This is a genomic window from Rhizobium sp. PAMB 3182 (assembly GCF_052908355.1).
On record NZ_CM128607.1, the window covers coordinates 3,750,667 to 3,764,857 of the forward strand.

Annotated in this window: 13 protein-coding genes; 7 read left to right on the forward strand and 6 right to left on the reverse strand. The window is 62.0% G+C overall.

The features are described from left to right. Nucleotides 1–11: 11 nt before the first annotated feature. The 6 genes from ACU5AZ_RS17980 to ACU5AZ_RS18005 all read right to left on the reverse strand — a co-directional run bounded on the left by ACU5AZ_RS17980 (nucleotide 12) and on the right by ACU5AZ_RS18005 (nucleotide 5,983). Nucleotides 12–932, reverse strand: coding sequence for a PHP domain-containing protein (locus ACU5AZ_RS17980; RefSeq protein ID WP_446823691.1), 921 nt, complete (start codon nucleotides 930–932; stop codon nucleotides 12–14). Nucleotides 933–1,015: 83 nt separating this feature from the next. After that, nucleotides 1,016–2,074 carry an ABC transporter ATP-binding protein gene (locus tag ACU5AZ_RS17985; RefSeq protein ID WP_446823692.1) on the reverse strand — a complete coding sequence of 353 codons (1,059 nt, stop codon included), beginning with the start codon at nucleotides 2,072–2,074 and terminating at the stop codon, nucleotides 1,016–1,018. A gap of 15 nt (nucleotides 2,075–2,089) precedes the next feature. After that, the gene (locus ACU5AZ_RS17990; protein ID WP_446823693.1) at nucleotides 2,090–2,878 is read right to left on the reverse strand and encodes an ABC transporter permease; all 789 of its coding nucleotides are present in this window, start codon (nucleotides 2,876–2,878) and stop codon (nucleotides 2,090–2,092) included. After that, the gene (locus ACU5AZ_RS17995; protein ID WP_446823694.1) at nucleotides 2,875–3,747 is read right to left on the reverse strand and encodes an ABC transporter permease; all 873 of its coding nucleotides are present in this window, start codon (nucleotides 3,745–3,747) and stop codon (nucleotides 2,875–2,877) included. Before ACU5AZ_RS17995 ends, ACU5AZ_RS17990 begins: the two co-directional genes overlap by 4 nt. A gap of 74 nt (nucleotides 3,748–3,821) precedes the next feature. After that, nucleotides 3,822–4,907, reverse strand: coding sequence for an ABC transporter substrate-binding protein (locus tag ACU5AZ_RS18000; RefSeq protein WP_446826045.1), 1,086 nt, complete (start codon nucleotides 4,905–4,907; stop codon nucleotides 3,822–3,824). A 200-nt stretch (nucleotides 4,908–5,107) separates the two neighbouring features. Next, complete coding sequence (locus ACU5AZ_RS18005) at nucleotides 5,108–5,983, reverse strand: MurR/RpiR family transcriptional regulator (RefSeq protein ID WP_446823695.1); 876 nt, start codon at nucleotides 5,981–5,983, stop codon at nucleotides 5,108–5,110. A 175-nt stretch (nucleotides 5,984–6,158) separates the two neighbouring features. Here ACU5AZ_RS18005 and ACU5AZ_RS18010 point away from each other — a divergent pair, with 175 nt between their 5' ends. From ACU5AZ_RS18010 to ACU5AZ_RS18040, 7 genes are all read left to right on the forward strand, one after another. Beyond that, complete coding sequence (locus ACU5AZ_RS18010) at nucleotides 6,159–6,935, forward strand: N-formylglutamate amidohydrolase (protein WP_446823696.1); 777 nt, start codon at nucleotides 6,159–6,161, stop codon at nucleotides 6,933–6,935. 123 nt (nucleotides 6,936–7,058) lie between these two features. After that, nucleotides 7,059–7,574: a TRAP transporter small permease subunit gene (locus ACU5AZ_RS18015; RefSeq protein WP_446823697.1), complete on the forward strand. Its 516-nt coding sequence runs from the start codon at nucleotides 7,059–7,061 to the stop codon at nucleotides 7,572–7,574. Next, the gene (locus tag ACU5AZ_RS18020; RefSeq protein WP_446823698.1) at nucleotides 7,564–8,889 is read left to right on the forward strand and encodes a TRAP transporter large permease; all 1,326 of its coding nucleotides are present in this window, start codon (nucleotides 7,564–7,566) and stop codon (nucleotides 8,887–8,889) included. The genes ACU5AZ_RS18015 and ACU5AZ_RS18020 overlap by 11 nt, the downstream gene beginning before the upstream one ends. Before the next feature lie 116 nt (nucleotides 8,890–9,005). Then, complete coding sequence (locus ACU5AZ_RS18025) at nucleotides 9,006–10,052, forward strand: TRAP transporter substrate-binding protein (RefSeq protein ID WP_446823699.1); 1,047 nt, start codon at nucleotides 9,006–9,008, stop codon at nucleotides 10,050–10,052. Between the two features lie 89 nt (nucleotides 10,053–10,141). After that, on the forward strand, nucleotides 10,142–11,509 hold the full coding sequence (locus ACU5AZ_RS18030; RefSeq protein WP_446823700.1) for a glutamine synthetase family protein: 1,368 nt from the start codon (nucleotides 10,142–10,144) through the stop codon (nucleotides 11,507–11,509). Between the two features lie 48 nt (nucleotides 11,510–11,557). Then, entirely contained in the window at nucleotides 11,558–12,937 is a 1,380-nt protein-coding gene (locus tag ACU5AZ_RS18035) for an aldehyde dehydrogenase family protein (RefSeq protein WP_446823701.1), read from the forward strand. Between the two features lie 5 nt (nucleotides 12,938–12,942). Continuing rightward, the gene (locus ACU5AZ_RS18040; protein WP_446823702.1) at nucleotides 12,943–14,088 is read left to right on the forward strand and encodes an iron-containing alcohol dehydrogenase; all 1,146 of its coding nucleotides are present in this window, start codon (nucleotides 12,943–12,945) and stop codon (nucleotides 14,086–14,088) included. Nucleotides 14,089–14,191 lie beyond the last annotated feature (103 nt).

Consider the following 14,191-nt stretch of genomic DNA (forward strand, 5'->3'; position numbering starts at 1 on the left):
CGTTTCCGGGATCAGAGCCAGATCGGGTTGGTCCAGGCCCGCTTGCCGGCGGCGTCGATGACGGTGATGCGAATCCAGGGGGATCTTGTGAAGCGTTGCAGCGGGACGCTGGCTTCGCTCATGGAATGTCCATGGGTGGCGACGGCGGCGGTGCCGTGGCCCTGGACGATGACGGAGGCGACGGCTGTCGACTGAACCGTGACGGCGGTGGCGGACAGCGAGACGCCACGGATTTCCGGTCCCTGGCTCGAATAGAAATCGCCGCGCTTCAAGGCTTCGAGCAGCAGCTCCGGCGTATTGGCCTCGGACTTGACCATCACCCAGCCGCCGAAATGGTCCGGTTCGTTGAAGTGGGCGTCGTCGGTGGCGATCAGCGTCAGCCGGCGGTCTTCGGAGAGCAGGAGGTCGGCGGTGTGGAAGCCGTCCGGCCGGTCGCAGCCCATGGCGCAGCCGTGATTGTAGACTTCCACGGCATGGGCGGCGTCGATCGAGCGGGCGTCTTCGAGCGTCATGCCGGACCATTGCGGGTGGGCGACGGCCACGAAGGCGCCGGCGTCGCGGGCCCGCCTGGCAATCTCCGGCCCTGTTTCCTGGCCTTCGACGGGAAAGAATTCCGGCGTGTGCGAGGGCGCGAAATCTTCCGGCAGGCCGACCGCGAGAATGTGCCAGAGCTCGCCGTTCTGCATGGCACCGGAATGGAGTTCGGCGCCGAGAATGGTGGTGAAGCTGTTGTCGCGGAAGGGCTTCGTATCGGCGATCGGATAGTTGAAGCGGCCGACGAAGTGATCGGTCAGCGCGATGAAGTCATAGCCCTCCGCCTTGTAGCGCCGGCAGACTTCCTCAGGCGCGAGGATACCGTCCGAGAGGGTCGAATGGGTATGCAGGTTTCCCCGATGGAAACGGCCGGGGGCGGAAAAGGCGGAAAGCGGCATGGCGAAGGCTCCGGAGGCGAGGCTTGAAAAAAGCCGGGCCCGCCGGCCGGCAGACACTGTTCTACGCGCCTTTCGGGCTCAGTTCACTCCCGAATGACGAGAAGGTCCGCGGCGGCGAAATGCAGCGTCGTTACGTCGCCGATCGCCGGTGGCTTCAGGCCGGGATTGTTGAACATGTCGAAGGAGATCGCATTGCCGCCGACGTCGATCTTGGTGCGGATGACGGAGCCGAGGAAGTTGGTCGAGACCACCTTGCCGGTCAGCGCCGTGTCGCCTTCGGACGAGTTCAGCGAACCCGCCTCCGGACGCAGCGCCAGGGATACCTTGTCGCCGCCCTTCATGCCGCCAAGGGATTCCGCCAGCGCGATCGTCTGGTCTCCGATGGTGATCGTGTTGGCGGCGGGATCTGCGACCTTCGCCTCGATGATGTTGAGCGTGCCGACGAAACTTGCGACGAACCGTGTGGCCGGCTTGTTGTAGACCTCCGAGGGCGAGCCGATCTGGTCGGCACGGCCAGCGTTCATGACGACGATGCGGTCGGAGATCGACAGGGCCTCTTCCTGGTCATGCGTGACGAAGATCGTGGTGATGCCGAGCTTTCGCTGGATGGCGCGGATTTCCTCGCGGAGCGAAACGCGGATCTTGGCGTCGAGCGCCGACAGCGGTTCGTCGAGCAGCAGCACCTTGGGGCTTGGCGCCAGCGCGCGGGCTAACGCCACGCGCTGCTGCTGGCCGCCGGACATCTGGTAGGGGAAGCGGTCGGACAGGTGCTCGAGATGGATGAGGCCGAGCATTTCCTTCACCCGCTTCTGGATGTCGGCCTTGCTCATGCCGGCGATCTTCAGGCCGAAGGCGACGTTGTCGAACACGGTCATGTTGGGAAACAGCGCGTAGGCCTGGAACACCATGCCGATATTGCGCTGGTTGGGCTTCAGCCGCGACTGGTCGACGCCGTTGATGTTGATCATGCCGCCCGTCGGGATTTCAAAGCCGGCGACCATGCGCAGGATGGTCGTCTTGCCGCAGCCCGACGGCCCGAGAAAGGAAATGAACTCGCCTTCGTCGATCGCCATGTTGAAGTCGTGCACGACTTTGACCGGGCCGAAGCTTTTCTGGATGTTCGTCAGTTCGAGAAAAGACATTGGTTTTCAGTTCCTTCAGGCGAGGCGTGCGCTGGAGCGGGAGAGGCGCGAAACGAGCTGGATCAGGCCCATGGAGAGCCAGGTGATGGCGAATGCGATGATGGCGAGCGCCGGCGGCTCATAGGCCCGGTTCGCGCCGATCAGCTGCAGATAGGGGCCGAAAGCCGGCCGGTTGAGCAGCGAGGGCAGGGTGAATTCGCCGATGACGATCGCGAATGTGATGAACGAGCCCGAGAGCACGCCGCTCATGACGTTCGGAAAGACGCAGCGGAACATGATCATCGGCCAGGAGGCGCCGAGGCTCTGGGCGGCTTCCGTCAGTGTGTTGACGTCGATCGCCCGCATCGCGGTGTCGACGGCGCGGTACATGTAGGGCAGCGACAGCGTCATGAAAGCGAACATCAGCAGTGCGTCGGTGCCGCGCGTCGTGCCGGTGAAGGGGATCAGCGACGACGAGTTGTAGAGCCGCAGGTAGCCGAAGACGATGACGATCGCCGGAATGACGAGCGGCATGAGGCTTAAAAACTCGACGACGGGGCGGATCTGCGGCAGGCGCAGCCGCACCCAGTAGGCGGTCGGGACGACCAGCAGCATGCCGAAGAGGATGGTCAGCAGCGCCATCACGATCGAATAGCTGAAGGACTGGTGGAAATCGACGTCGGAAAAGACCGACCGATAGGCGTCGAAGGAATATTCGCCGCGACGCATGCGCAAGGAGAATTCGAACGTGCCGATCAGCGGGACGATGAAGTAGAGTGAGCCGATGAAGACGGCAAACCAGGCGCCGATTTTCTTCGCGTTCATTTCTGCCACCTTTCGGCGCGCACGCGCAGCCAGATGTAGATGAGGTTCGAAATGCCGGTGATGACCACCATGCCGAAGGCGAGCGCATAGCCGAGATTGGGGTTGTGCAGCACGTCGCCGCGGATCTGCGCGTAGAGCTGGATCGGCACGATGTTGAAGGTCGAGCCGGTCAGCGAATAGGCGGTGGCGATCGCGCCGAAGGCATTGGCGAACATCAGGAGCAACGTGCCGAGGATGCTCGGAAACAGGATCGGCAGGGCCACACGGGTCCAGTACTGGAAGGTGGTGGCGCCGAGGCTCTGGGCGGCTTCCTGCCATTCCTTCTTCATGCCGTCGAGCGCCGGGGTGATGATCAGCACCATCAGCGGGATCTGGAAGTACATGTAGGTGATCGTCAGGCCGGTGAAGCTCAGCAGGTTGAAGCCGTGGGTGTAGATGTTGAACCCGAAGGCTTCCTTGAGGATCAGCGTCAGGAGGCCGGTGCGGCCGAGCGTGGCGAGGAAGGCGAAGGCCAGCGGCACGCCGGCGAAATTGGAAGCCACGCCGCAGAAGGTCATGATCGGCGAGCGGATGAATTTCGGCAGGTCGCCGAGCACGACGGCCCAGGCGAGGAAGAAGCCGACGAGCCCGCCGCCAAGCGCCGAGGCCACCGATACCTTCAGCGAGATCATGTAGGAGGCGAGGATCTTGTCGGTGAACAGGCCGCGAATGTTATCCAGCGTCGGCTCACCGGCCTGATTGAAGAAGGCGCCAACGAGCAGATACAGAGTGGGGGCGATCAGGAACATGACGGCAAAGATCATGAACGGCGTGATGCCGAGCCAGTCGATGACCCTCTTGCGGGCCGCCGCGGAGATCTGGTTTTGCATGGCGTTGGTCTTCCGGTGGGCGGACGAGGCAGCGTTCCGCCCTTTTGAAAGGGGCGGAACGCCAGTTCAGTTGATTACTTCGGGATATCGGCGCCGACCACGCTGTCCCAGTTCTCGGTGATCGTCTTCTTGTAGGCGCTCTGTTCGTCGAGGGTCGGGAACAGGGCGGCTTCATAGGCCGCTGCCGGCGGCAGCTTGTCGAGCAGTTCCTGCGGGATCTTGCCGGCCTTCGACATGGCGTTGAAGCGGATCGGGTGGCAGAAGCCCTTCAGCCAAACGAGCTGGCCTTCGTCGGAGTACAGGTATTCCATCCAGAGCTTTGCAGCGTTCGGATGCGGCGCGTAGGCCGAAATTGCCTGGACGTAGACGCCGGCAAGAACGCCGGACTTCGGAACGACGACTTCGAACGGCGGGTTGCCGTTGAGGCCTTCACCCCAAGAAAGGGCATTGTAGTCCCAGGCGGCGATGATCGGCGTGGTGCCCTGTGCGAAGGGAGCAGCCTTGCCGACGACCGGAACGAAATTGCCGGCTTCATGCAGCTTCTTGAAGAATTCAAGGCCGGCTTCGCCGCCCTTTGCAACGTCACCGCCCGAGGCCGCAAGACCAGCGGCGAAAACGCCGTTTACACCTTGGCTCGACGAGCGCGGATCACCGGCAAGCGCCACCATGTTGGCATATTCCGGCTTCAGTAGGTCAGCCCAGTCGGTCGGGACCGTGTCGACCAGGTCCTTGTTTACCAGAAGCGACATGACGCCGTAATAGTCGCCATACCAGTAGCCTTCGGCGTCCTTGGCGGAATCCGGAATTTCGTCCCAGGTCGAGACCTTGTAGGGCTGGATCAGGCCTTCGGCCTTGGCGGACGGGCCGAAGGACAGGCCTACGTCGATGACGTCAGGGGCCTGGTCGCCGGTGTTGCCCTTGTTGGCCTTGATGGCCTCGATTTCGTCGCCGGAGCCGGCGTCGGGGTTCAGTTCGTTGACTTCGATGCCGTACTTGGCCTTGAAGCCTTCGATGGCTTCGCCGTAGTTGCACCAGGAGTGCGGCAGGGCGATGGTGGTCAGTTTGCCTTCCTTCTTGGCGGCGGCAACGAGGTCGTCCATGGAATCCGCATATGCGAAGGGTGCGGATGCCACCATGATCGCTGTCGTCAGCGACAGCATGCGGTGCAGGGTGTTGGTCACTTCTGTTTCTCCTCTTGTGAGTTGCGGCCGAACGGCTTGCTCGGCGTTATTGAACTTGTGTGAATCCTGTGTGACGGTTTCCGTAGCGTCAGTTTCCGGCGTGTGGGAAACCGTCATTTCCTGTATTTCGGCATTCATCCTGCGGCCTGCGGCCATTTTGCTGCAACCTTCGTCCCCCCTTATCTTGCCTTCCTGAAAAGCCGGGACTGCTCGAACAGGCTTTCCAGGGTGTTGATGCGTTCGCGGGTTTCATCCCAGCTGTCGTTCTGCACGGCTTCGATCAGCGCCTCGACGACGAACAGGATGACGACGGAAGAGTCCCATGCGGAGGGCGCTTCGATCTGGATGCGGAAGACATGACTTGCATGCTTGGCGGCAGGAGACGCCCACTGGTCGGTGAAGACGACGATCTCGATGCCGCTTTCGGCCGCTGCCTTGGCGAGCCGGACGAGTTCCTCCTCGTAGCGGCGGATGTCGAAGATCACCAGGACATCGCCCTTCGCCATGTTCAAGACGTATTGCGGCCATGACGAGGAGTTGGAGGTCATGAGCGTCGCGCGCGGGCGGATGACCTGCATGTGGGTGAAGAGATACTCGGCGATGGCGCCGGTGATACGCCCGCCGACGAAATAGAGGGAGCGGTTCCGGTCGGCAAAAAGTGCCGCGACCTTGTCGAACGTCGCCGTGTCGAGCCCGGTCAGCGACTGGCGCAGGTTCGACATGATGGCATCGGCGAAGCGGTTCAGGATGTGCGTGTCCGGGGCGTTCGCTGCCCAGCGATCATGCTTGGCGATCGGATTGGACAGCGTTTCCTCAAGCTCGTGATGCAAATGCGCCTGGAATTCCGGATAGCCCTTGTAGCCGAGCTTCTGCACCATGCGCGCGACCGTCGGCGTCGACACCCCGGCCTGCTCGGCGATGGCCGTGATGCTCCCGAGCCCGGAGACCGGGTAGTTCTCCAGAATGCGGTCCGCAAGCATGCGCTCGGCGCGCGTCAACCCGCCGAAATTGGCATGAATCACGTCCGCGACTGTTCTTGGCGACGTATCCGACACTGATGTTTTGTTCCCCGCCCGGCTTTTGCCGGTGCCTTCTTTTTATCACTAAAAACGCAGTTGATCAGCGAGTCAATAAAAATGTAAAGAAATTTTCTATCGGCATTGACAGTGACAGGATTGTGAAGAATTCTCTTCATAAATTCGAAAGTCAGTGCGGAAAGGCCCCGGTTCCATGCTTCATCATGCCGGATTGTTGGCGCGGTCGGAAGGCGATCCCGTCGGGGTGGTCAATCCCGGCGGCGCGGGCGATATCCTTATCGTCTGCGAGCATGCGTCCAGTCGTCTGCCGGCCAGCGTCGGCGATCTCGGCCTGACGGACGAGGTACTGAAAAGCCATGTCGCCTGGGATCCGGGCGCGCTCGCCGTCGCCGAACGCCTGTCGGTCGCCTTCGATGCGCCGCTGGTCTATCAGCAGTTTTCGAGGCTCGTATACGACTGCAATCGCCCGCCGGAATCGCCGGGCGCCATGCCGGAGGTCAGCGAGATCTACGACATCCCCGGCAATCGCAACCTGTCCGAACAGGAGCGCAACGCGCGGGTCGAGGCGCTCTACCTGCCGTTCCACAGCAGGGTCGAGGATGTGATTGCTGCACGGGAAGCGGCGGCGCGCGGCACGGTGCTCGTCACCATGCACAGCTTCACGCCCGTCTATTTTGGCAAGCAGCGGGAGGTCGAGATCGGCATCCTGCATGATGACGACGCCCGCCTTGCCGACCGGATGCTGTCCGCCTGCACGGATGCTGACAGTCCGTACCGGGTCCGGCGCAACGAACCCTATGGTCCGGCCGACGGCGTAACGCATACACTGAACCTGCACGCCAAGGCGCGCGGCATGCTGAACGTGATGATCGAGGTCCGCAACGACCTGATCGCCGATGCGGCTGGCCAGGACAAGGCGGCGGGCTTTCTCGAAGATCTTTTGAAACAGGCCCTGCAGGCAAGAAGCTGAAACGACAATAAGACTGCAGGAAACGGGGAACAGTCAGGACGAGGTAGGCCGGGTCACTATCCGAACTGGAGAGGGAAATGACGAATTTGAGGGATGCAGGCGGACTGCGGCGCGGGGGCGTCGATGCCTGATTTTCTGAAAACCTATGTGCGTCGCGTCGACCGGTTCAACCGGCGGCTTGGACGTATTGTGATGTATCTCGTTTTCGTCCTCATGGGCGTATTGCTGTATTCATCCGTTTCCAAGGTGTTCTTCCTGCCGGCCAACTGGACGCTGGAGATGGCGGAGTTCATCATGATCGCCTATTTCCTGCTCGGCGGACCCTATTCCATGCAGCTCGACAGCCATGTGCGCATGGACCTGATCTATGGCCGCTGGTCACCGCGTACCAAGGCGATCGTCGATTGCTTCACCATTTTCCTGCTGCTGACCTATCTCGGCTTCATGCTCTACGGCGGCATTTCGTCGACCATGTATGCGCTGGAATACGGCGAGACGAGCTATTCATCCTGGTCGCCCTACATGGCGCCGATCAAGATCGCCATGACGGTCGGCATCTTCCTCATGATCCTGCAGTCGATCTCCATCCTGATCAAGGATGTCGCGATCTGGAGAGGGGAGCCGATCGATGACCTATGAGTTGATCGCCTTCTTCATGTTCCTGTCGATGATGCTGACCATGTTTACCGGTCAGCGTGTGTTTGCCGCGATCGGCGTCGTCGGCGTCGTTGCTGCCGCGCTCCTCTGGGGCCCCGGTGGCATGGAGCTCGGCTTTTCCGCCGGCATGAAACTGATGAAATGGTATGCGCTCGTCACGCTGCCGCTGTTCATCTACATGGGCTACCTGCTGTCTGAATCCGGGCTTGCCGAAGACCTCTACAAGATGTTCCACGTCTGGATTGGCGGTCTGCCCGGCGGTCTCGCCGTCGGCACGATCGGACTGATGGTCATCATCTCGGCGATGAACGGCCTTTCGGTCGCGGGCATGGCGATCGGCGCAACGATCGCGCTTCCGGAGCTCCTGAGGCGTGGCTACGACAAGATCATGGTCTCCGGCGTGATCCAGGCGGGCTCCTCTCTCGGCATCCTCGTTCCGCCGTCCGTCGTGCTGGTTCTCTATGGCATGATCGCCCGCCAGCCGGTCGGCAAGCTGTGGCTCGCCGGCGCGCTCCCGGGCCTGCTTCTGGCGACGCTGTTCATCATCTACATCATCATTCGCTGCAAGTTGCAGCCGGAACTGGCGCCGATGCTGTCGCCGGAGGAACGCAATGTTCCGATGAAGGAAAAGCTCAAGCTTCTGAGAGCCGGCATCATCCCGTTCCTGATCTTCTTCCTGATGATGGGCCTGTTCGTCATGGGCGTCACGAGCCTTGTCGAAAGCTCGGCGATCGGTGCGGCCTCCGCGCTTCTCGCGGCCTGGTACAAGGGCCGCCTGACCAAGGAGGTCTGGAACCGTACGCTCGAACAGACGCTCGGCATCTCGGCGATGTTCATGTGGATCATCATGGCGGCGCTCTGCTTCGGCTCGGTGTTCGACGGGCTCGGCGCGGTCAAGACGATCTCGTCGATCTTCCAGGACAAGCTGGGCCTCGGTCCCTGGGAAATTCTCATCCTGATGCAGATCTCCTTCATCATCATGGGGACGTTCCTGGACGACACCGCCATGCTGGTGATCGTCGCACCGCTCTACATTCCGCTGGTCAGGGCGCTGGGCTTCGATCTCGTCTGGTATGGTGTGCTCTACACCATCACCTGCCAGATCGCCTACATGACGCCGCCGTTCGGCTACAACCTGTTCCTGATGCGCGCCATGGCACCGCCGGAAATCGCGCTGAAGGACATCTACAAGTCTGTCTGGCCCTTTGTCGGATTGATGATCATCGGCCTCGTCCTGGTCATGCTGTTTCCGCAGATCGCGCTCTGGCTGCCGGAGCAGGTGTCGGTCAGGGGCTAGGGCCGCGGCATGGAGTTTTTGAAGGCCCCCGACAGAAGGGGCCGGAATGTGAGACCGGTGGCGGGGGATTTCGCCGCCGATAAGACAAACCAGAGAAACAATAGAGGGATACCAACATGAAAAGCAGACGCGAATTCCTGAAAAAGGCCGGGGTTGCCGTTGCCGCCGCCGGTCCTGCTACGCTTGCCGCTCCCTATGTGAAGGCGCAGGCGCCGATCAAGTGGCGTCTCCAGACCTATGCCGGCGCGGCGCTCGCCGAAGAAGTGGTCAAGCCCTGCGTCGAGAAGTTCAACAAGGTCGCCAATGGCGAAATGGAAATCGAGCTCTACACGGCCGACCAGCTGGTGCCGACGGGCGAGCTTTTCCGCGCCATGCAGCAGGGCACGATCGACGCCGTCCAGTCGGACGACGACTCGATGAACTCGCCGGTCGACATCAAGGTGTTCGGCGGCTATTTCCCGTTCGCCTCGAAGTTCGCACTCGACGTGCCGACGCTGTTCTACAAGTATGGTCTGGCCGAGATCTGGGACGAAGCCTATGCCGAAGTCGGCGTGAAGTGGCTGTCCGCCGGCGCCTGGGACCCGTGCAACTTCTCGACCAACAAGCCGATCAAGTCGCTGGCCGACCTGAAGGGCCTGCGCGTGTTCACATTCCCGACGGCCGGCAAGTTCCTCGAACAGTTCGGCGTCATCCCGGTCACGATCCCCTACGAAGATACGCCGGTTGCCATGCAGACCGGTGAAATCGACGCGGTTGCGTGGTCCGGGATCACCGAAGTGCATACCGTCGGCTGGGAGGATACGGTGAAGTACTTCCTGACCAACAACATCTCCGGCGGCTGGTGCGGATCGTTCTTCGCCAATGCCGACCGCTGGAAGGAAGTGCCGGAGCACCTGAAAACTCTGTGGGGTGTTTGCATGGACTCCTCGCATTACCACCGCCTGCACTGGTACTGGGGGGGCGAGGCAGCGCTTCGCGCCGGCGGCTCGCCGCTGGAGCTCACCAGCATTCCGGCGGAAGAGTGGAAGACGGTCGAAGACAAGGCCATGGAGTTCTGGGACGAAATCGCCACCCAGAGCGAACGCAACGCCAAGGTCGTCAAGATCCTCAAGGATTATCAGGCGGTCATGGCCAAGGCAGGCTCGCCTTACCGCGAAGGCTGATTGCGTCTATATAGGAAATCGCGGTCCGGGGCGCCTAAGCTCCGGGCCGTTTGCAGTTGATGGATGAAACGCTCGAGGCAGGAACTCAGATGACCGCCACCTACACGTTCGATGAATTGAAGAAGGATGTCGCCGAAGGGCGCATCGACACCGTCCTTTCCGTACAGGTGGACATGCAGGGTCGTCTGATGGGCAAGCGCTTCCACGCTGAGCACTTCATCAACAGCGCCTATGAGGAAACCCATTGCTGCAACTACCTGCTGGCAACCGACATCGAGATGGAAACGGTGCCGGGCTACACCTCGGCCAGCTGGTCGGCCGGCTACGGCGACTACACGGTCAAGCCGGACCTCTCGACGCTGCGCAAGATCCCGTGGCTCGAAGGCACGGCGATGGTGTTGTCCGATTTTTACGATCACCACACCCATGCGGAAGTGCCGCTGTCGCCGCGCTCGATCCTGAAGAAGCAGATCAAGCGGCTCGAAGCAATGGGCATGAAGGCCTTCATGGCGACCGAACTGGAATGCTTCCTGTTCGACGAGAGCTATGAGAGCGCCAATGCCGCCGGCTACCGCAACCTGAAGCTTTCGAGCGCCTATAACGAGGACTACCATATCCTCCAGACGACCAAGATCGAGAATGTCATGCGGGCGATCCGCAACGGCCTCTACGGTGCCGGCATTCCGGTCGAAAACACCAAGGGCGAGGCGTCCGCCGGCCAGGAAGAAATCAACGTCCGCTACGCCGAGGCGATGCTGGCTGCCGACAATCATTCGATCGCCAAGCACGGCGCCAAGGAAATCGCGTGGCAGAAGGGCAAGGCGATCACCTTCCTTGCCAAGTGGCATGCCCAGGCCGCCGGCAACTCATCGCATGTCCACCAGTCGCTGTGGAGCCTCGACGGCAAGCCGCTGTTTTACGATCCGGCGCGCGAATCCGGCATGTCTGAGCTGATGGAGCACTATATCGCCGGCCTGCTGGCGCATGCCGAGGAGATGACCTATTTCCTCGCGCCCTACATCAATTCCTACAAGCGCTTCATCGCCGGTACGTTCGCCCCGACGAAGATCGTCTGGTCGAAGGACAACCGTACGGCCGGCTTCCGCCTGTGCGGCGAAGATACCAAGGGTGTGCGGGTTGAATGCCGCATTGGCGGCGCCGACCTCAATCCCTATCTTGCTTTTGCGGCGTTGCTTGCCGCCGGCATCGACGGCATCGAGAAGAAGATGAAGCTCGAAGCGCCCTATACCGGCGACGCTTATGGCGCGGCCAATGTCCGCGAGGTGCCGAAGACGCTCCGCCAGGCAATCGAGACCCTGAAGGGGTCCAAGATGCTGCGCGAGGCGCTGGGCAGCGACGTCATCGACCATTACGTCCGGGCGGCGGAATGGGAGCAGGAAGAATTCGACCGCCGCGTCACCGACTGGGAAGTCGCGCGCGGTTTCGAGAGAGCCTAACGAAAGAAACGGGTTCGCAGCAGAACCCAGCAAAAGGTAGTGAAGATCATGACCATGATCCGATGCATTTCGCCGGTGAACGGCGAAGTATATGCCGAGCGTCCGGCTTTGGCGCTGGATGATGCCCGCGCGGCGGTGGCACGTGCGAAGAAGGCGCATAAGGCATGGGCGGCCCGTCCGCTCGAAGACCGCGTTCAGCTTGTCTTGAAGGGCGTCGCCCGCCTGAACGAGATGGCCGACGAGGTCGTCACCGAGCTTGCCTGGCAGATGGGCCGGCCGGTGCGTTACGGCGGGGAGTTCAGGGGCTTCAACGAGCGCTCCAACTACGTCGCCGAGATCGCCGCGTCGTCTCTGGCGCCGCTGGTCATCGAAGACAGCGCCTCCTTCGAGCGCCGCATCGAGCGCGAGCCGCATGGCGTCGTCTTCGTCATCGCGCCGTGGAACTATCCCTATATGACGGCGATCAACACGGTCGCGCCGGCTCTGATGGCCGGCAATACCGTCATCCTGAAGCACGCCAGCCAGACGATCCTCGTCGGCGAGCGCATGGTGCGCGCCTTCAATGAGGCCGGCGTGCCGGAAGACGTCTTCCAGAACATCTTCCTCGACCATGACACGACATCGGCGCTGATCGGCGAGAAGAGCTTCGGCTTCGTCAACTTCACCGGTTCCGTCGAAGGCGGCCGTTCGATCGAACGTGCTGCGGCCGGCACCTTCACGAATGTCGGTCTCGAGCTTGGCGGCAAGGATCCGGGCTACGTCATGGAAGACGCCGACCTCGATGCGGCCGTCGACACGCTGATGGACGGCGCGATGTTCAATTCCGGGCAGTGCTGCTGCGGCATCGAGCGCATCTATGTGAACGAGAACCTCTACGACGCCTTTGTCGAAAAGGCCGTCGCCTTTGCCTCGTCCTACAAGCTCGGCAATCCGCTGGAGCAGGAAACCACGCTCGGCCCGATGGCGCACAAGCGCTTTGCGGCTACCGTCCGCGACCAGATATCGAAGGCCGTTGCGAAGGGCGCCAAGGCGCTCGTTGATCCGAAGCTGTTCCCGCAAGATGACGGTGGCGCCTATCTCGCGCCGCAGGTGCTCGTCGATGTCGACCACACGATGGACGTGATGACCGAAGAAAGCTTCGGTCCGGTCGTCGGCATCATGAAGGTCAAGAACGACGCGGAAGCGCTCGAACTGATGAACGACTGCAAATACGGCCTGACGGCATCGCTGTGGACCAAGGATGCGGAGCGCGCCGCCCGCATCGGCCGCGAGATCGAGACCGGGACCGTGTTCATGAACCGCGCCGACTATCTCGACCCCGCACTCTGCTGGACCGGCTGCAAGGAAACCGGTAAGGGCGGCTCGCTCTCCGTCATCGGCTTCCACAACCTGACCCGCCCGAAATCCTATCATCTCAAGAAGGCATGACTGACATGACCATTACCGCCAACTGGAGCTACCCGACCGCGATCAAGTTCGGGGCAGGGCGCATCAAGGAACTCGCCGATCATTGCAAGGCGACCGGCATCAAGAAGCCGCTGCTGGTCACCGACCGCGGGCTTGCGAGCCTGCCGATCACGGCGCAGGCGCTCGACATTCTCGACGCCGGCGGCCTTGGCCGGGCGATCTTCGCGGACGTCGATCCGAACCCGAACGACAAGAACCTCGACGCCGGCGTGAAAGCCTTCAAGGACGGCGGCCATGATGGCGTCATCGCCTTTGGCGGCGGCTCGGGCCTCGACCTCGGCAAGTGCGTCGCCTTCATGGTCGGCCAGAGCCGCCCGGTCTGGGATTTCGAGGACGTCGGCGACTGGTGGACGCGCGCCAATTCCGACGGCATCGCGCCGATCATCGCCGTGCCGACGACCGCCGGCACCGGCTCGGAAGTCGGACGTGCCTCGGTCATCACCAATTCGGCGACTCATACGAAGAAGGTGATCTTCCACCCGAAGTTCCTGCCGTCGATCACGATCTGCGACCCGGAACTGACCGTCGGCATGCCGAAGGTGATCACCGCCGGCACCGGCATGGACGCGTTTGCGCATTGCCTGGAAGCCTATTCCTCGCCCTTCTATCACCCGATGAGCCAGGGCATCGCGCTCGAAGGCATGCGCCTCGTCAAGGAATACCTGCCGCGCGCCTATGCCGACGGCACGGACATCGAGGCGCGTGCGCACATGATGTCGGCGGCCGCGATGGGCGCCGTCGCCTTCCAGAAGGGGCTCGGCGCCATCCACTCGCTGTCGCATCCGGTCGGCGCGATCTACAACACCCATCACGGCATGACGAATGCCGTCGTGATGCCGCCGGTGCTGCGCTTCAACCGTCCGGCAATCGAGGACAAGATTGCCGCTGCGGCCGCCTATCTGGGCATTTCCGGCGGCTTCAACGGCTTCTACGACTACGTGCTGCAGCTTCGCGAAGAGCTCGGCGTACCGGATCGCCTCTCGGCGCTCGGCGTCGACACCAGCCGCATCGACGAGATGTCGGAAATGGCGATCGTCGACCCGACGGCCGGCGGCAACCCGGTAGAACTGACGCTGGATGCAGCCAAGAAACTCTTCGCCGAGTGCATCTGATACTCTGACATGTGCAAGCCGGGCGCGGCGCAACCCGCCGCGCCCGGCTTTTTGCTGTCATGTACGGAGACGGAACTTGCCGCGAGGGACGCGTGGAAACCCT